The sequence below is a fragment of the Brevundimonas sp. genome (genome assembly GCF_035935935.1).
In the GTDB taxonomy this organism is placed as follows: domain Bacteria; phylum Pseudomonadota; class Alphaproteobacteria; order Caulobacterales; family Caulobacteraceae; genus Brevundimonas.
The window spans coordinates 155,773-172,966 of sequence record NZ_DASYWO010000006.1 but is presented as its reverse complement, the minus strand read 5'-3'; the positions used below and the strand labels follow the sequence as shown (position 1 = coordinate 172,966).

General features: G+C 71.1%; 19 protein-coding genes. 13 read left to right on the top strand and 6 right to left on the bottom strand.

Annotation, left to right across the window (positions count from 1 at the left end):
* Nucleotides 1–55: 55 nt before the first annotated feature.
* Nucleotides 56–604 carry a CC0125/CC1285 family lipoprotein gene (locus tag VGR32_RS07880; protein WP_327449666.1) on the top strand — a complete coding sequence of 183 codons (549 nt, stop codon included), beginning with the start codon at nt 56–58 and terminating at the stop codon, nt 602–604.
* A 39-nt stretch (nt 605–643) separates the two neighbouring features.
* On the opposite strand, the gene VGR32_RS07875 is transcribed toward VGR32_RS07880, so the two are convergent.
* Nucleotides 644–1,384, bottom strand: a complete 741-nt coding sequence (locus VGR32_RS07875) for a DUF6065 family protein (RefSeq protein ID WP_327449665.1) — start codon at nt 1,382–1,384, stop codon at nt 644–646.
* Between the two features lie 73 nt (nt 1,385–1,457).
* Between VGR32_RS07875 and VGR32_RS07870 the strand changes: the two genes are divergently transcribed.
* From VGR32_RS07870 to VGR32_RS07855, 4 genes are read left to right on the top strand one after another with little or no spacing between them, the layout of a single operon-like run.
* A complete protein-coding gene (locus tag VGR32_RS07870) occupies nt 1,458–1,997 on the top strand; it encodes a prolyl-tRNA synthetase associated domain-containing protein (protein ID WP_414642901.1) in 540 nt (179 codons plus the stop codon).
* 43 nt (nt 1,998–2,040) lie between these two features.
* Nucleotides 2,041–2,937 carry a co-chaperone YbbN gene (locus VGR32_RS07865; protein ID WP_327449664.1) on the top strand — a complete coding sequence of 299 codons (897 nt, stop codon included), beginning with the start codon at nt 2,041–2,043 and terminating at the stop codon, nt 2,935–2,937.
* Nucleotides 2,938–2,953: 16 nt separating this feature from the next.
* Nucleotides 2,954–3,613 (top strand): LON peptidase substrate-binding domain-containing protein, encoded by a 660-nt coding sequence (locus tag VGR32_RS07860; RefSeq protein WP_327449663.1) that lies wholly within the window; start codon nt 2,954–2,956, stop codon nt 3,611–3,613.
* Nucleotides 3,614–3,621: 8 nt separating this feature from the next.
* A complete protein-coding gene (locus VGR32_RS07855) occupies nt 3,622–3,819 on the top strand; it encodes a Trm112 family protein (RefSeq protein WP_327449662.1) in 198 nt (65 codons plus the stop codon).
* Nucleotides 3,820–3,852: 33 nt separating this feature from the next.
* Here the strand turns inward: VGR32_RS07855 and VGR32_RS07850 are convergent, their stop codons facing one another.
* On the bottom strand, nt 3,853–5,112 hold the full coding sequence (locus tag VGR32_RS07850; RefSeq protein ID WP_327449661.1) for a UbiH/UbiF/VisC/COQ6 family ubiquinone biosynthesis hydroxylase: 1,260 nt from the start codon (nt 5,110–5,112) through the stop codon (nt 3,853–3,855).
* 123 nt (nt 5,113–5,235) lie between these two features.
* On the opposite strand from VGR32_RS07850, the gene VGR32_RS07845 reads away from it, so the two are divergent.
* The 3 genes from VGR32_RS07845 (at nt 5,236) to VGR32_RS07835 (ending at nt 9,460) form a co-directional block, all read left to right on the top strand.
* Nucleotides 5,236–7,620 carry an FtsK/SpoIIIE family DNA translocase gene (locus VGR32_RS07845; RefSeq protein ID WP_327449660.1) on the top strand — a complete coding sequence of 795 codons (2,385 nt, stop codon included), beginning with the start codon at nt 5,236–5,238 and terminating at the stop codon, nt 7,618–7,620.
* Between the two features lie 132 nt (nt 7,621–7,752).
* Nucleotides 7,753–8,382 (top strand): outer membrane lipoprotein carrier protein LolA, encoded by a 630-nt coding sequence (locus VGR32_RS07840; RefSeq protein ID WP_327449659.1) that lies wholly within the window; start codon nt 7,753–7,755, stop codon nt 8,380–8,382.
* 283 nt (nt 8,383–8,665) lie between these two features.
* Nucleotides 8,666–9,460, top strand: a complete 795-nt coding sequence (locus tag VGR32_RS07835; RefSeq protein WP_327449658.1) for an exodeoxyribonuclease III — start codon at nt 8,666–8,668, stop codon at nt 9,458–9,460.
* A 109-nt stretch (nt 9,461–9,569) separates the two neighbouring features.
* On the opposite strand, the gene VGR32_RS07830 is transcribed toward VGR32_RS07835, so the two are convergent.
* Both VGR32_RS07830 and VGR32_RS07825 read right to left on the bottom strand, forming a co-directional pair.
* Nucleotides 9,570–10,256: a response regulator transcription factor gene (locus tag VGR32_RS07830; RefSeq protein ID WP_327449657.1), complete on the bottom strand. Its 687-nt coding sequence runs from the start codon at nt 10,254–10,256 to the stop codon at nt 9,570–9,572.
* 63 nt (nt 10,257–10,319) lie between these two features.
* Nucleotides 10,320–11,012, bottom strand: coding sequence for a YggS family pyridoxal phosphate-dependent enzyme (locus tag VGR32_RS07825; protein ID WP_327449656.1), 693 nt, complete (start codon nt 11,010–11,012; stop codon nt 10,320–10,322).
* Between VGR32_RS07825 and VGR32_RS07820 the strand changes: the two genes are divergently transcribed.
* Nucleotides 11,011–11,649 carry a thiamine phosphate synthase gene (locus VGR32_RS07820; protein WP_327449655.1) on the top strand — a complete coding sequence of 213 codons (639 nt, stop codon included), beginning with the start codon at nt 11,011–11,013 and terminating at the stop codon, nt 11,647–11,649. The genes VGR32_RS07825 and VGR32_RS07820 overlap by 2 nt on opposite strands.
* Here the strand turns inward: VGR32_RS07820 and VGR32_RS07815 are convergent.
* Nucleotides 11,646–12,050 (bottom strand): NtrZ family periplasmic regulatory protein, encoded by a 405-nt coding sequence (locus VGR32_RS07815; RefSeq protein ID WP_327449654.1) that lies wholly within the window; start codon nt 12,048–12,050, stop codon nt 11,646–11,648. The genes VGR32_RS07820 and VGR32_RS07815 overlap by 4 nt on opposite strands.
* 302 nt (nt 12,051–12,352) lie before the next feature.
* Between VGR32_RS07815 and VGR32_RS07810 the strand changes: the two genes are divergently transcribed.
* The 4 genes from VGR32_RS07810 to holA all read left to right on the top strand — a co-directional run bounded on the left by VGR32_RS07810 (nt 12,353) and on the right by holA (nt 17,008).
* Nucleotides 12,353–12,826: a DUF3576 domain-containing protein gene (locus VGR32_RS07810; RefSeq protein ID WP_327449653.1), complete on the top strand. Its 474-nt coding sequence runs from the start codon at nt 12,353–12,355 to the stop codon at nt 12,824–12,826.
* Nucleotides 12,827–12,925: 99 nt separating this feature from the next.
* Nucleotides 12,926–15,478, top strand: coding sequence for a leucine--tRNA ligase (gene leuS, locus VGR32_RS07805; RefSeq protein WP_327449652.1), 2,553 nt, complete (start codon nt 12,926–12,928; stop codon nt 15,476–15,478).
* Nucleotides 15,475–15,951 (top strand): LPS assembly lipoprotein LptE, encoded by a 477-nt coding sequence (gene lptE, locus VGR32_RS07800; RefSeq protein WP_327449651.1) that lies wholly within the window; start codon nt 15,475–15,477, stop codon nt 15,949–15,951. Before leuS ends, lptE begins: the two co-directional genes overlap by 4 nt.
* 4 nt (nt 15,952–15,955) lie before the next feature.
* On the top strand, nt 15,956–17,008 hold the full coding sequence (gene holA, locus VGR32_RS07795) for a DNA polymerase III subunit delta (RefSeq protein ID WP_327449650.1): 1,053 nt from the start codon (nt 15,956–15,958) through the stop codon (nt 17,006–17,008).
* Here the strand turns inward: holA and VGR32_RS07790 are convergent.
* Nucleotides 17,005–17,190 carry a hypothetical protein gene (locus VGR32_RS07790; protein WP_327449649.1) on the bottom strand — a complete coding sequence of 62 codons (186 nt, stop codon included), beginning with the start codon at nt 17,188–17,190 and terminating at the stop codon, nt 17,005–17,007. The genes holA and VGR32_RS07790 overlap by 4 nt on opposite strands.
* Between the last annotated feature and the right edge of the window lie 4 nt (nt 17,191–17,194).

Genomic DNA, 17,194 nt, shown 5'->3' with positions numbered 1-17,194 from the left:
CGTTCAGCGTTCGTTCAGCTTCGTTGAGCGCCAATTGCGGCAGATGGAGAACCCCATGAAACTCAACATGAAATCTGTGCGGTTGGCGACATTGGCGGGCGTTGCGGCGCTTGCCCTGGGCGCTTGCGCCACATCGACCGCTTATGGCCCCGCCGAGCCCGGCGGCCGCTACGGCTATTCCGAACAGCGGATCCAGAACGACCGCTATCGCGTCACCTTCGCCGGCAACTCGATCACCTCGCGCGACATGGTCGAGATGTCGCTGTTGCTGCGCTCGGCCGAACTGACGGTGCAGAGCGGCTACGACTGGTTCTCGACGGTCGAGCGCGCCACCGACCGCGACACGCGCTTCTACACCACGCCGGACCCCTTCTACTACGACCGCTACGGTCCCTACTGGTCCCCGCGCTGGCGCTTCTATCGTCGCGGCTACTGGAGCCCGTTCGATCGCTACTGGATGGACGACTACGACGTCCGTCAGGTCGACCGCTACGAGGCCACCGCGGAGATCGTGATGGGCCGCGGCGCCAAGCCGGCCGGAGATCCGAACGCCTTCGACGCGCGTGAGGTCATCGACAACATCGGGCCCCGCGTCCGCATGTGACGGAAAAGCCCCGGCCTCGGCCGGGGCTTTTTCTTTCGATCAGCCGATGCGCGGAGCGCGCAGCCGGCGCTTGTTGGTGTGGGTCTCGGGCGCCGTGCCGAGGTCCTCGGGCATCTCGCCCTTGAAATAGAAGCGTTGCCACGCCTCCTTGGCCGCGGCCGGGTCGCCGCCGGCCAGCCGCCGGTTGAAGTCGGTGCGCTGGCGGTTCCAGGCCTCGAACTGGCCCTGCATCACCGCATTGCTCTCCAGCGGCCGCACCACCGGGTCGACCTGCTCCATCTTGCGGTGTTCCAGCAGGGTGACGAAGCAGAATGGCTCGCCCCGCTCGAAGCGGACGCGCCCCGGTCGCGTGAACAGCCAGTTCATCGTGAAGGGGAAGGGCAGCCAGTCGGTCTCGATCAGCCCGGTCAGCGCCTGGATCCCGTCCTTGATGTGGTTCGGCGCCCCCATGGCCAGCATGCCCCAGCCCGGCGGCGTCCGGAACAGGTACTGGGGGTGCATCGTCAGCACGCCCTGGGTGAAGTGCGAGGTGACGAAATGCTCCAGCTCAGGAGTCGGCCGGTCGCCGGTGATCTTGATGTCCTCCTGCCGCGGCCCTCCGTTCCATTCCGCCGTGAAGCCGTAGGGGCACAGGATCTCCCACCCCGTGGTGTTGGCCATGTTCAGGGGCAGGCAGCGATAGGGGTGGCGCGAGGTGAAGGCGTCCATCCAGGCGCGCGGCTGGCGGCCCGGCACCATGTCCGGCGGCCGGGCGGTCATGGGGAAGCATTCGAGTTCCAAGGCGCGGCTCCGATGCGTTACTGACGCGGACGTTTCCTCCTAACCGCCCGTGCCGCCCCTCGCCAAGAGCCTCATGACGCCTCCCTACGACCGCGACCGCCTGCTTGACTGGATGAGGACGCAGGGCCTGACGCCGCGGACGCATGACCACCCTCCGGTGTTCCGGGTGGAGGAGGGTCAGGAGCTCAAGTCCTCCTTGCCGGGAGCCCACACCAAGAACCTGTTCCTCAAGGACAAGAGGGGCGCCGTCTGGCTGGTCTCGGCGCGTCAGGACACGGTCGTCGACCTCAAGCGCCTGCCCCGCGCGGTCGGATCGGACCGGCTGTCGTTCGGGCGCGAGGAGCTGTTGTGGGACCTGCTGGGCGTGCGGCCGGGCTCCGTCACCGCCCTGGCGCTGATCAACGATCCGGACCGGCGCGTGACGTTCGTGCTCGACCGGGCGCTGTGGGACGCCGAATTCGTCAACTTTCACCCCCTGACGAACGCGGCGACGACGGCCCTGACGCAGGCCGACTTCAGACGCTTCCTTTCCAGCCTTGGCCGCGACCCGCTGGTGATCGACTTCTGGGACCCCCTCGCCGGGCCCACCCTTTGCCAATTGCCGCACGCGTGACCATCTGCGGAGCCGAGCGACCGCCCCGGAGTTAGAGAGACCGATGACCCTGACCGACGCCACCCCCGCCGACGACCTGATCAAGGACGGCTCCGATGCCGGCTTCATGGCCGACGTGGTGGAGGCGTCGAAGACCCAGCCGGTGATCGTCGACTTCTGGGCCACATGGTGCGGACCGTGCCGCCAGCTGACGCCGTCGCTGGAAAAGGCCGTGCGCGCCGCCGGAGGCGCGGTGAAGCTGGTCAAGATCGACGTCGACCGGAACCCCGCCTATGCGGGCCAGTTGCGGGTCCAGTCGATTCCGACCGTCTACGCCTTCAGGGACGGCAAGCCGGTCGACGGCTTCCAAGGCGCGATCCCCGAAAGCCAGATCAAGGCCTTCATCGAGCGGCTGACCGGAGACGGCGCCGTGTCCGACGTCGAGAACCTTCTGGCGCTTGGCAATGAATCGCTGGGACTCGAAGACATCGGCGGCGCGGCCCAGGCCTTCGCCGAGGTGCTTTCGATCGATCCCGGAAACGTGAAGGCGGTCGCCGGCATGGCGCGCGTCTACCTGGCCACCGGCGACCACGAACAGGCGGTCCAGACCATCGCCATGGCGCCGAAGGATTCGACCGATCCCGACGTCCAGAGCGTGCGCGCCCAGCTGGCGCTCGGCTCGGCCCCGGCGCAGGACGACGGCGCGACCGCCGATCTCCGGGCCAGGGTCGCGGCAAGCCCCTCCGACCACCAGGCCCGGCACGACCTGGCGCAGGCGCTGGCCGCGCAGGGCGACTTCAAGGGGGCGGTGGACGAACTGCTGGAGATCGTGCGCGCCGATCGCGAGTGGAACGATCAGGCCGCGCGCAAGACCCTGCTGACCGTGTTCGACGCCGCCGGTTCGGGCTCTGACGTCGCCCGCGAGGGCCGACGCCGCCTGTCCTCCCTGCTGTTCGCCTAGGCCGGGGGAGCGGGCGGTGCCCCAGGGATACGTGAAGGCCGCCGACCTGCCGCAGGTGATTCCGGTGTTCCCCTTGGCGGGGGCCATCCTGCTGCCGCGGGGGCAGCTGCCCCTGAACGTCTTCGAGCCGCGCTATCTGAACATGATCGACGACGCCATGGCCGGGGACCGGTTGATCGGCATGGTCCAGCCGTCGGGCGGGGCGCCCAGTCTGCCGGCCCTGTCGCCCGTGGGCTGCGTCGGGCGCATCACCAGCTTCGCCGAGACTTCCGACGGTCGCTATCTGATCACACTGACCGGCGTCAGCCGCTGGCGGCTGACGAGCGAGCTGCCCGTGCAGACGCCGTATCGGCAGGTTCGGGCCGACTTCGCCGCCTTCGAGGCCGACCTGACGCCGGACGACGCGGTCGAAGATCCGGAAGACCGCGCGGCCTTGCTGGAGTCCCTGCACCGCTGGCTGGAGCGGCGGGGAATGGACGTCGACTGGGACGCCGCCCGCGAAGCGCCGGCCGAGCCGCTGGTCAACAGTCTGGCCATGGCCCTGCCATTCGAGATCGCCGAGAAGCAGGCGCTTCTTGAGGCGGCGACCGTCGCCGACAGGTTGACGGCGCTGACCGCCATCCTCAGCATCGACGCCGCCGATCCCGACGACGATGCCGAGACCACGAGACAGTAGCCGAACCCATGAGCGACGCCTTCGTCACCCCCGCCTCCGTCGACCCGCGCCTGCTTGAGGTTCTGGTCTGCCCCATAACGCGCGGCCGGCTGACGTGGGACCGGGAAGCGCACGAGCTGATCTCGCCCGGCGCGAAGAAGGCCTATCCCATCCGCGACGGCGTTCCGGTCCTGCTGCCAGAAGAGGCCCGCGACCTCGCCGACTAGCGCCGCGGCGCGGGCGGCAGCGCGGCGAAAGCCTCAGGCGGCCAGCGGCACTCCGCGCATCAGCTTCGGCAGATCGCCGGTCGCGCCGCCTGCCTCGTGCATGAAGGCCCGACGCAACGGCGCGATGCGGTTGACGGCGGCCATGCCAAGGTCGCGCGCCAGTCGAAGCGGCGGAAGGTCGTTGGAGAACAGGCGAACGAACCCGTCGAAGCCCGCGGCCAGCACGGCGACGTCGAACCGCCGCCACCGGACGTAGCGCTGCAGCACCAGCTCCGACCCCATGTCCTCGCCGACCGAAACGGCCTCCGCCAGCACCTCGGCCAGCACGGCGGCGCCGCGCAGGCCCATGTTGAACCCCTGCCCCGCCACGGGATGCACGGCGTGCGCCGCGTCGCCGATCAGGGCGACGCGTGGGGCGCACAGCCGCTCGGCCAGTTCCATGGACAAGGGGTAGACGAAGCGCGGACCCTCGACCGTCGCCTCGCCGAGGAACGGGCCGAAACGCCGCATCAGGTGGGCGTGGAAGGCCTCGTCCGACGCGGCCCTCAACGCCTCGGCGCGACGCGTGGTCTCGGTCCAGACCAGACTGGCGCGTCGGTCGGTCAGGGGCAGGATGGCGAAGGGTCCGCCGGGCAGGAAATGCTCGTGCGCCACATTGCCGTGGTCGCGCTCCATCCGCACGGTCGCGACGACGCCCGACTGACCATAGCTCCAGCCCAGGGTGTCGATGCCCGCCGCCCGGCGCACCGCCGAACCGCGCCCCTCGGCGCCCACGACCAGCGTCGTGGTCAGTCGCCGGCCGTCGGCCAGCAGGACCTCGGCCGAGCCCGGCCCGACCGTCACGTCCTTGACCGCCGCCGGCGCCAGGATGGTCACGCCGCTGCGGCCCAGCGCGGCGACGAGAGCGGCCCGGATCCAGCGGTTCTCGACCATCCACCCCAGCGGCTCGCCGCCTGTCCGGTCCGCGATCTCCTCCGCCTCGAATCGAAGAAAGGCCGAAGAGGCGGGACGCGAGGCGGCCCCGGGCCGCCGCCCGTCGGTCACGAGGATGCGGTCCATCCGGCAGGCGCGGGGTCGCAGTTGCTCGCCCAACCCCAGTGCCTCGAGCATGCGAAAACTGGAGAAGGACAGGGCCGTGGCCCGACCGTCGAAGGTCGGCGCGACCTGATCCGTCAACGGCGCGGCGTCCACCACCGCGACCCGCAGCCCCGCCTGCACGGCGGCGAGGGCGAAGGCCGCTCCGGCCATGCCGCCGCCCGAGACCACGACGTCGAACCTGTCCCGATCGCTCATGCTCCGCTTGTCGCGCGGAGTGGCCGGAACGTCCACCGCCGAATGGTCGCGGTAAACAGGCCCTTAACCCTGCGCGGGCGAGGGTGGGCGCGAACGCCCCTGCATTCGGAGGATCGCCGCCCCATGTCCGCCGCCCACGCCGTCGGTCAGCAAGTCTGGATCGGGGCCCGCATCCTGTGGCGGGCGCCGGCGGCCGTGCGGTTCCGGGGCGTGCTGCAGGCGCTGCTGGCGGGCCTGCTGGTCTTCGCCCTGGCCTCGTGGAACCGGGACGATCCCAGTCTGAACGTCGTCAGCCGGGCCGAGCCGACCAACTGGCTGGGGTCGCAGGGTGCCCTGTTCGCCGACCTGTTCATGCAGTCGCTCGGGCTGGCGGCCCACGCCGCCGCCCTGCTGCTGATCGCCTTCGGCCTGGCCACGGCTCTCGGCGACGCCGTGCGTCAGCGCTTGCGGCCGACGCCGCTCAACGCCCTGCTGGCCTTCGGCGGCGTGCTGATGCTGGCCGCGGCCATGTCGGCGCCGGCCGCGCCGAAAGCCTGGCCTCTCGCCGCCGGACTGGGCGGCCTTTGGGGCGACGCGGTGCTGGGCCTGACGGCCGGCGGCCTGAAGGCGCTGGGCGTGCCCGGCGCGCGGGCGATCATGGGCGTGCTGTGCTTCGGCGCCGCCCTGTTCATGGTGGGTCGGGCCCTGGGGCTGAAGACCTCCGATCTCCGCGACGCGATCGACTGGGCGAGCGGACGCGCCCGTCCGCGTGCCGCGGCGGTCCCGCCGCCGGCGCGCAAGCCGCGTCCCCGACCCCGTCCCGAGCCTGAGGTCGCGCAGCGTCTTTCGGACGCGGAGCCCGCCGACGTCTCCCCCCCGTGGGACGAGCCGGCCGCGCCGCGCGCGCCGGAGCCGGCGCTGGTGCCCGAGCCCCGGGTGGCGGCGCCGAAGGCGGCCAAGGCCTCCAGGCGGGTCGACGACGACCAAGGCAGCTTCGACTTCGTGCGCCCGGAAGGCGCCTTCGACCTGCCGCCGCTCGGCATGCTGGCCAAGCCGGCCAGGCGCGCCGCAGCCGTCGACGAGGAGGCGCTGAAGCAGAACGCCCGCATGCTGGAGGAGGTGCTGGCCGAGTTCGGCGTCAAGGGCGTGATCGACCAGATCCGCCCGGGGCCGGTGGTCACCCTCTACGAGCTCGCGCCGGCCCCCGGCGTGAAGCACGGCCGCGTCGTGGCGCTGTCCGACGACATCGCCCGCAGCATGTCGGCCCGCGCCTGCCGCATCAGCGTGGTGCAGGGTCGCAACGCCATCGGCATCGAGCTGCCCAACGCCCGGCGCGAGACCGTCTATCTGCGCGACCTCCTGGCCTCGGGCGAGTTCGACAAGCCGGCGCACCTGCTGCCGCTGGCGCTGGGCGAAACCATCGGCGGCGAACCCTACGTCGCCGATCTGGCGCGCATGCCGCACCTGCTGATCGCGGGCACCACCGGGTCGGGCAAGTCGGTCGGGGTCAACGCCATGATCCTGTCGATCCTGTACCGGCACAGTCCCGCGGACTGCCGCTTCATCATGATCGACCCCAAGATGCTGGAGCTGTCGGTCTATGACGGCATCCCGCACCTGCTGGCCCCCGTCGTCACCGATCCGAAAAAGGCCGTCGTGGCCCTGAAGTGGACGGTGCGTGAGATGGAGGACCGCTATCGCCGCATGTCCAAGCTGGGGGTGCGCAACGTCGCCAGCTACAACGAGCGCGCCCGGCAGGCGCAAGCGTCGGGCGAGCATTTCGAGCGGACCGTCCAGACCGGCTTCGACGAGCAGGGCCGCCCCGTCTACGAGAGCGAGAAGATCCGGCCCGAGCCCATGCCCTATCTGGTCGTGGTCATGGACGAGATGGCCGATCTCATGCTGGTCGCCGGCAAGGACGTCGAGGGCGCCGTCCAGCGTCTGGCCCAGATGGCCCGCGCCGCCGGCATCCACCTGATCATGGCCACCCAGCGTCCGTCGGTGGACGTGATCACCGGCACCATCAAGGCCAACTTCCCGACCCGGATTTCCTTCCAGGTCACCTCCAAGATCGACAGCCGCACCATCCTGGGCGAGCAGGGCGGCGAGCAGCTGCTGGGTCAGGGCGACATGCTCTACATGGCCGGCGGCGGCCGCATCACCCGCCTGCACGGACCGTTCGTGACCGATCAGGAAGTCGAGGCGGTGTGCAAGCATCTGCGCGCGCAGGCCGAGCCGGAGTATCTGGACCTGATCACCGACGACCCGGACGGCGACGGCGACGACGACGGCCCCTACGGCGGCGGCATGGGCGGGAACTCGTCCTCCGGCGACGACCTGTACGATCAGGCCGTGGCCGTGGTGACCCGCGACCGCAAGGTCTCGACCAGCTACGTCCAGCGGCGGCTGCAGATCGGTTACAACCGCGCGGCCACCCTGATCGAGCGCATGGAGCAGGAAGGCGTCATCACCGCCGCCAACCATGCCGGCAAGCGCGAGGTGCTGGCGGGGCCGCCGCCGGTGATGTGAACCGGCGCGTCCGGTCGGCGTTCCTGAACGACCCTTCATCCCGCCGCCGGAATATGGTCAGGCTGGCGCCCTTCGCGCGCCAAGGCCGGGCGGCATGAAGGCCGAACCGACAATCCCTCAAGGGAGAAGACCATGACCGTTTCCCGTCGCGCTTTCGCGCTCGGCACCCTGGCGGCCCTCGCCGCGGCGCCCGCATGGGCGCAGGCCGGCCTGTCGGCCGCCGACCGCGAGGCCTTGGGCCGGGCGCAGGCCTATCTGCGCGGCCTGACCTCGGCGCAGGGGAATTTCACCGAGACCGGCGCGGGCGGCCAGCGCCGCAGCGGCCGCTTCTGGCTGCAGCGCCCGGGCAAGATGCGCTTTGAATACAGCAGCCCGCAGGGGCTGCTGGTCGTGTCCGACGGCTCCAACGTCATGCGCTACGACCCGCGCCTGAACACCTTCCAGCAGGTGCCGCTGGGCCAGACGCCGCTCAGCACCTTCCTGTCGCGCAACGTCAGCTTCGATCAGGGCGTGCGCGTCGACGATGTGACGATGCGCAGCTCCGGCGCCTTCGCCGTCACCGTGCGCGACGCGCGCCGTCCGAACGAGGGCTACGCGATCCTGGCCTTCGCCGGCTCCCCCATGCGCCTGCAGGAGTGGACGGTGGTCGACGCGCAGGGGACGCGCACGCGCACCCAGTTGACCAGCCTGTCGCCGGCCAGCGGCCTGTCCGCCAGCCTGTTCCAGCTGCGCGACCCCACCCGCCGCCCCGGCCGCCGCTAACTTCACCAGGCGGGCGAAGCGTGGCCGTTCGGCCACGGCGTCCCGTCGGCCGAGCCACGGTTGACGTTTTTCTTCGGCTGTGGCACACAGGCAACAGGGCTTCGGCCCGTTTGACCTCCGCGGAACATCCCCCTCCCGGCGGCGAAGAGAGACGAAAACTGAGACGCGCCCGGCTGGTCCTCTGGCCGGGCGTTTCTTTGTTTGACGCCCTGCCGCTCGCGCCGCGGGCGCTCGCTGCTTGAGGGCGGTCGCAAGCCGACCCGACGCCTGCTAGTCCCCGGCCATGCTTCGTATCGTCACCTGGAACATCAACTCCGTCCGCCTGCGCATCGATCAGGTGGCGCGGTTCGTGGCCGAGGCGCGACCCGACGTCCTGATGCTGCAGGAGATCAAATGCACGGAGGATCAGTTCCCCCGCGCCGCCTTCGAGGAGATGGGTCTGCCGCACCTGCGGCTGGCGGGCCAGAAGGGCTGGCACGGCGTCGCCATCGCCAGCCGCCTGCCGATCGAGGACGCGAGCCGGATCGAGGCCTGCCGCGAGGGCCATGGCCGGTGCGTCGCCGGGCGGATCGCGGGCGTCGAGTTCCATAACTTCTACATCCCGGCCGGCGGCGACCTGCCCGACCGGGGGCTGAATCCCAAGTTCGATCACAAGCTGGACTTCTACGAGCGGCTGACCGCCGACGTGGCGCGGCGCGACCGGCAGGCGCCGCTGGTGATGGCCGGCGACTTCAACATCGCGCCGGGTGAGAACGACGTCTGGAACCACCGCCACATGTCGAAGATCGTCAGTCACACGCCGATCGAGGTGGAGACGCTGCGCCGGCTGCAGGACGCCGGCGGCTTCGCCGACGTGGTCCGCGACCAGACGCCGGAGCCGACCAAACTGGCCAGCTGGTGGAGCTATCGCGCCGTCGATTTCCGCAAGACGAACCGGGGCCTGAGGCTGGATCACGTCTGGACCAGTCCGGGTCTGACGCCCGCGGTCGTGCCCGGCTCGGCCGTCATCCATGAACCCGTCCGCGCCTGGGACCGTCCAAGCGACCACGCCCCGGTGGCGGTCGATCTCGACGTCTAGCGACGCCGTCAATGGCGATCGTGGCGCCGGCCCCCCGGGGGGTGGGCGACTTCAATCCTGGAGTCCGCGGCGCCTCGATGAGAGGTTCAGCGAGCGGAGGCCCGCCTGATCACGGCTGCAGCCGGTATCCGCCCTGGTCGGTGACCAGCAGGCGCGCCTGGCCGGGCTCGGACTCGATCTTCTGACGCAGGCGATAGATGTGGGTCTCCAGCGTGTGCGTGGTGACGCCGGCGTTGTAACCCCAGACCTCCGTCAGCAGCTCCTCGCGCGACACGGCCTTGGCTCCGGCGCGATAGAGGTACTTCAGGATGTTGGTTTCCTTCTCGGTCAGCCGCACTTTCCGGCCCTTGTCGCCCATCAGAACCTTGGAGGCCGGCCGGAAGTCGTAGGGGCCGATGCGGAAGACCGCGTCCTCCGACTGCTCATGGCTGCGCAGATGGGCTCGGATGCGGGCCAGGAGGACGGCGAAGCGGAAGGGCTTGGTGATGTAGTCGTTGGCGCCGGAGTCCAGGCCCAGGATGGTGTCGCTGTCCGAAGTCTGCCCGGTCAGCATGATGATCGGCGTCGACAGGCCGTCCTTGCGCAGAAGGCGGCAGGCCTCCCGGCCGTCCATGTCCGGCAGGTCGACGTCCAGCAGGATCAGGTCGGCGCGCGACTCCCGGCCCAGTTTTACGCCCTCGCCGGCGGTGGTGGCCTGGATCGGCGCGAACTCCTCGTGCAGGGCCAGCTGCTCGGCCAGCGCCTCGCGCAGGTCGTCGTCGTCGTCGATGATCAGGATCGTCTTGGCGCTGGGCATGAACTCAGAATGGCGACGCTGTGCGGGAACGCCAACCCCGAACGCCCGAAAACCGGATCGGCTTCACCCCGCGCGCGTCGGACGCGGGCCGAACAGGGCAGATCCCAGCCGCACGTGGGTGGCGCCGTGGCGGATGGCGGTTCCGAAGTCGTCGCTCATCCCCATCGACAGCGTCGCCAGCCCGTTGCGCGCGGCGATGTCGGCCAGCAGGGCGAAATGGGGACCCGGCGCCACGTCCGCCGGCGGAATGCACATCAGGCCCTCGACGGGCAGATCGGCCGCTCGTGCCCGGGCGATGAGGGCGTCGGCCGCAGCGGGGACGACGCCGGCCTTCTGGGGCTCCTCGCCCGTGTTGACCTGTATCAGAAGGCGGGGCGCGCGGCCGCGCGTCTGCGCCCGCGCCGCCAGCGCGGTCAGCAGACTGTCGCGGTCCAGGGTCTCGACGACGTCGAACAGGTCGCAGGCGGCCGCGACCTTGTTGGACTGCAGGGCGCCGATCAGTCTCAGCTCGGCCGGCCGGGGAAGTTCGGCCCAGCGCGCCTGCGCCTCCTGCACCCGGTTCTCGCCGAACACGTCGGCCCCGGCGGCGATCGCCCCGCTCACCGCCTCGTGCGGCTGGGTCTTGCTGACGACGGTCAGGGTCACGGACCCGGCCGGGCGGCCGGCCGCCGTTTCCGCAGCCGCGATGCGCGCCCGGGCGTCAGCGATGCGGGCCGCGATGGACGGCGGCGGCGTCATGGGCGATGAGGCGGCCATGGACGGACGAGTTCCCCCGGGCGAGATCTGGCGGATCGCCGTGGCCCTAAACCGCGCGGCCGCCGCGGTCGACCCCCGTGCAGGCCGGCTGCCGCCGCTGATCTTCATGACCGATCCGATCCGCACGCCCCGCCCGTGGCGGACCGCCGCCCGCCTGCCCGCCGGCGCCGCCGTGATCCACCGGGGATTTGGACGGCCGGAGGCCCCGGACGAGGTGGCCCGCCTGCGCGACGCCACGCGGACGGCGGGCGTCCGGCTGCTCGTGGCCGCGGACGAGGCGCTCGCCCTTTCCGTCGGGGCGGACGGTCTGCATCTGCCGGAGCGCGACCTGCACCGCGCCGATCCCCTCAGGGCGCGGCGCCCGGACTGGCTGCTGACCGGCGCCCTGCATGCGCCGGCGCGGTCCGCGCCGCGCGCGCTGGACGCCGTTCTGGTCTCGCCCGTGTTCGCGGCGGGCGGCGCCTCCGCCGCGCGCCCCCCGCTGGGACCGCAAGGCCTCGCGGCGATGATCGCCGCGGCGGGCGTGCCGGCTTATGCCCTGGGCGGGATCGGTCCGGCGAACGCCCGCACGCTGGCGGACGGCGGCGCGGTCGGGATCGCGGCGGTGGCGGCCGTGTCGGCCGCGTTCGGCCACTAGAAGCGGAAGGTCGATTCCAGCCGGACCCGCGGCGCGGCGTCGCGGGTGTTCTGAACCGGCCGGCCCGGGTTCTCGGGGCCTTCGACGAGGCCGGCCGAGGCGCCGACGCGCAGTCGCGGATTGACGCGATAGTAGGCGCCCGCGCCCACGTCGCCGACGCGGGCGGGATCGCTCAGCGACGGATCGAGCGAGAAGTCCACGCTCCAGCGGCCCGAGCGGTCGACCCTAAGGCCGCGGCGTGCGGGCGCCAGCTGGGCGGCGCGGGACGCCTCGCCGGCCGAAACCACGGGACGCTGGGCCGTCTGGGCCGCGGCGGTTCCGGCCGCGCCGGCGAGCAGGAGGGCGCAGACGGCCGCGGCTGCGGCTCCTCGTCCCTGCATGCGTCCGATCTGCGCGGTCATCTGCGGCTTTCGTCCTTCGGCCCGGTCGTCGATCTAGGCGCCGGGGCCGACTGCGGTCAATCGAACGGCGAAGCCCGCGCGTCGTTCCATCGCCGCTTGTGGCGCGCGCGTCACGCGAACGCGCCGCTTCGCCCATCGCCCGCCACGCGAACGGCGCCGTTCGGGCCCCGGTTCGCCGTTCCGCCGCGTCTTCGCCTTGTCATCGCCCCTTTTCGCCGTGCTATAGAGCCCGACCGAGCCGGACCTGCCCGCGCTTCGGGGGCCTGCGCGCCGCGCGCGCCGACGTCTGACGGAGTGTCTACATGCTGTTTGCTCGCGGCGCCGCGACCATCCTGATCGGCTCGACCCTGGCGCTGGGCGCCTGCACGGCGGAACGCCCGTTCGGCCCGACCGTGGGCGACGTCCTCGGCGGCGGCCCGACGACCCGCGCGGCGGCCGAGAGCGCGCAGCTGGGCATCGGGGTGAACGCCTATCTGTGGCGCGCCACCCTGGACACGCTCAGCTTCATGCCGCTGGCCAGCGCCGATCCCTGGGGCGGCGTGATCAACTACGACTGGTATTCCGACCCGCGCACGCCGAACGAGCGTTTCAAGGCGACGGTCTTCATCCTCGACACGCGCCTTCGGGCCGACGCCCTGAACGTGTCCCTGACCAAGCAGGTGCAGGACGCCTCGGGCCAGTGGGTGGCGGCCGCGGTCGACGCCCAGACCGAGACGGATCTGGAAAACGCCATCCTGACCAAGGCCCGCCAGTTCAACCTGGCCGACGCCCGCTGACCTCCGCGCCCGGTTCGCCGGGCGCATAGTCCTCCCCGACTGATCCCGGGCCCCGAGGCCGAGCCTGACGGGCCCCTCGCCCCCAGGAACCGCCGACCCGTGGCCCGCTACGATCCCAAGACCGCCGAACCCCGCCAGCAGGCGCGCTGGGCCGCCGCCGACGCCTTCCGCGCGCCCGACGCGCCGACCGGCCGACCCAAATACTATGTGCTGGAGATGTTTCCCTATCCGTCGGGGAACATCCACATGGGCCACGCCCGCAACTACGTCATGGGCGACGTGGTGGCGCGTCTGAAACGGATGCAGGGTTTCGACGTGCTGCATCCCATGGGCTGGGACGCCTTCGGCATGCCGGCCGAGAACGCGGCCATGGAACGCGGCGTGCATCCGGGCGCCTGGACCCGCTCCAACATCGCCGCCATGCGCGACCAGCTGAAGCTGTTGGGCCTGTCGCTGGACTGGTCGCGAGAGTTCGCGACCTGCGAGCCGGAATACTACGGCAAGCAGCAGGCGTGGTTTCTGGAGCTGTTCCGCCGCGGGCTGGTCTACCGCCGCGAGGGGACGGTCAACTGGGATCCCGTCGACGCCACGGTCCTGGCCAATGAGCAGGTGATCGACGGCCGCGGCTGGCGCTCCGGCGCGGTCGTCGAGAAGCGCAAGCTGAACCAGTGGTTCCTGCGCATCACCGACTATGCCGACGACCTGATCGAGGGCCTGAAGGCGCTTGAAGGCCGCTGGCCCGACAAGGTCCGGCTGATGCAGGAGAACTGGATCGGCCGGTCCAAGGGTCTCGAGATGACCTGGCGTTTCGCCGGGCAGGCTCCGCAGGGCTTTGAGGACGGGATCACCGTCTACACGACCCGTCCGGACACGCTGTTCGGGGCCAGTTTCCTTGGACTGGCGCCCGATCATCCGATCTCGCAGCAACTGGCCGCGGCGGACCCCGCCGTCGCCGCCTTCGTCGCCGAATGCCGCAAGGGCGGAGCCTCCACCGCCGACATCGAGCAGGCCGAGAAAATCGGCCGGGACACGGGCCTGAAGGTCGTCCACCCGTTCGACGGCCGCCCGGTCCCGGTGTGGATCGCCAACTTCATCCTTTCCGACTACGGGACCGGGGCCATCTTCGGCTGTCCGGCGCACGACCAGCGCGACCTGGACTTCGCGCGGAAGTACGACCTGCCCGTCATCCCCGTGGTCCGTCCCGACGGGGCCGGCGACGACTTCGACGTCACGGACGAGGCCTATGTGGGGCCCGGGCGCCTGTTCCATTCCGACTTTCTCGACGGCATGGATGTGGAGCCGGCCAAGGCCGAGGCGATCGCCCGCATCGAGGCCATGGGTCAGGGCACGGGCGCCACGGTCTATCGTCTGCGCGACTGGGGCGTCAGCCGTCAGCGCTACTGGGGCTGCCCGATTCCGGTGATCCATTGCGGCGCCTGCGGCGTCGTGCCCGTCCCGGCCGCCCAGCTGCCGGTCGTGCTGCCGGAGGACGTGACGTTCGACGTGCCGGGCAATCCGCTGGACCGTCATCCGACGTGGAAGCACGTCAACTGCCCGTCCTGCGGCGGGGCGGCGACGCGCGAGACGGACACGCTCGACACCTTCGTGGACTCCAGCTGGTACTTCGCGCGCTTCGCCAATCCGCACGCCGATGCGCCGATCGACGCCGGGGCCGCAAATCGCTGGCTGCCCGTCGATCAGTACATCGGCGGCGTCGAGCACGCCGTCCTGCACCTGCTCTATGCCCGCTTCATCAGCCGCGCCCTGTCCGACGCGGGACTGATGGGCGTGAAGGAGCCGTTCGCCGGGCTGTTCACCCAGGGCATGGTCGTCCACGAGACGTATCGCACCGCCGACGGCCAGTGGGTCGAGCCCGCCGACGTCGACCTCTCCAACGAGGCGGGCAGACGCTCTGCGCGTCGCTTGTCGACCGGAGAGCCGCTCGTCATCGGCGACGTCGAGAAGATGTCCAAGTCGAAGAAGAACGTCGTCGCCCCGCAGGAGATCGTCGACCTGCACGGCGTGGACGCCGGGCGGCTGTTCGTGCTGTCCGACAGTCCGCCGGAGCGCGACGTCCAATGGACGACCGGCGGCGTCGAAGGCGCGAGCCGGTTCGTGCAGCGCGTCTGGGCCGAGTTCGACCGCGAAGCCGGACCGGGCGACGCGACGGCCGACGCCGCGTTGCGCCGCGAGACGCACAAGACGATCAAGGCCGTGACTGAAGGCGTGGAACAGTTTCGTTTCAATTCGGCGATCGCGAAACTGTACGGATTTCTGGGAGCCCTGAAGACGCTTGACGCGGCCGGCGGGGAGGCGCGTCGCGAGGCCCTGTCGGCCTTTGCCCGCCTGATGTCGCCCTTCGTGCCGCACCTCGCAGAGGAATGCTGGACGCGACTCGGCGAAGGCGGAATGATCCTCGACGCGCCCTGGCCGGTCTTCGATCCGGCGCTGGCGGCCGACGACGAGGTGGTCTTGCCCATTCAGGTCAACGGAAAGCGCCGCGGCGAGATTCGGGTCCCCCGCGGTCTTGAGCCGGCCGATGTCGAGGCGATCGTCATGGCCGACGCCGACGTTCTTGCGCGGCTGGAGGGGCAGACCGTGAGGAAGGTGGTCGTGGTCAAGGACCGCATCGTCAATCTGGTGGTGGCGTGATCCGCCGCCTCGCCCTGATCGTCGCCGCGGCTCTGGGCCTGTCGGGGTGCGGTTTCACGCCCTTGTACGGCGAAGGCGCCGGCGCGGCGCTGTCCCGCGTCGCCGTGACCACTCCGGACGACCGCTTCGGGTACCGGCTGCGCGAGGCGCTGGAGGATGCGTTCGGAACCGATCTGGGCGTGCCGCCCGCCTGGCGTCTCGAGACCGTGGTCGAGCAGGCGCGCCGTCCCATCGGCCGTCGCATCGACGACACCGCGGCCCGGTACGAATTGACGGTGCGCATGGGCTGGACCCTGACGCCCGCCGCGGGCGGGGGCCCCGTGACGGGCGAGACGACGGCGGTCGTGACCTACGCCTCCGCCGACCAGCCGGTCGCCGCCATCGCCGCCCAGGAGGACGCGGAGGTGCGCGCGGCCGCCGAACTGGCCCGCGAAACCCGTCTGGACGTTCTGGCCGCGATCGCGGGACGCTGACGCCGTGATTCTGAGCAAGCGCCCCGAGGTCGAGCGCTTCCTGAAATCTCCTGATCCCGCAGTGCGCGCCGTGGTGATCCATGGGCGCGACCGGTCGGGCGTGGCTGAACGGTCCGAGGTCCTCTGCAAGACCGTCACGCCGGACCTGAACGATCCCTTCAACGTCAGCCTGCTGGCCGACGGCGACGTCGATGCCGGCGACGGCCGGCTGGAAGACGCGCTGGCCGCCATGTCCCTGATGGGCGGGCGCCGTCTGGTGCGCGTCAGGCTGTCCGGCGAGAAGGCGGCGACGGACAAGGCGCTGGCCGCCGCCTTGAAAACGCATTCGGAGGGCGGCTTCAACCCCGAGGCCCTGCTGGTGGTGGAGGCGGGGGCGCTGGGCCGGGACTCCGCGCTGCGCAAGGCGGCTGAGGCCAGTCCGAACGCCGTCGGCATCGCCTGCTACGAGGACGAGGTCGGAGACGTCGCCCGCATGACGCGCGAGGCCCTGGCCGCCGACAAGGTGAGCCTGACGGGCGAGGCGCTGGACCGCTTCGTCGCCCGCCTGCCCCGCGAGCGGGGGCTGATGCGCCAGGAGATCGAGCGTCTGGCCCTGTTCATCGGACCCGGCAGCGGGCGGACCTTGGACGTCGTCGAGCTGGACCAGCACCTGGGCGTCGAACCCGACGCCAGCCTGCAGGACGCCGCCCAGCAGGCGTTCGGCGGCAAGGCGGCGCCGGCGCAGTCGGGGCTCAGGCGCGCCTTTCTGGAGGGCGAAGGCGCCGTGGCCGCACTTCGCGCCGTCGGCCGCCAGCTGCAGATCCTGATCCGGATCCAGACCCTGACGGGGGCGGGCGCCGGGGCAAAGGAAGCCGCCAAGTCCGCGGGAGTCTTCTGGAAGCAGGAGGCGGAGGTGCTGCGTCAGGTGAAATCGTGGACGCCCGACGCCCTCGACGCCGTCATGGACTCCCTGAACGCCGCGGAGCTGGCGTGCCGTTCGACGGGCTCGCCCGATCAGCTGATCGCGGAGCGGCTGATCCTCGAAATCTCCGCCCGCGCCCGCCGGCTGGGGCTCTAGCCTCGCTTCGACGCCCGTCGGAAAGCCGGCTTGTTGAGCGCGGCGTTCTGGCGCTCGACGGTCTTCTCCACATGCTGGCCGGGCTTGAAGCCGCCGGAGCCCGGCGTCCGGGCGCCTGACTTCTTGGCGGCCAGCGCCTTCTTCATGGCCTCGGCGGTCGGATTGGAGGGGGTGTCGTTCATGGCG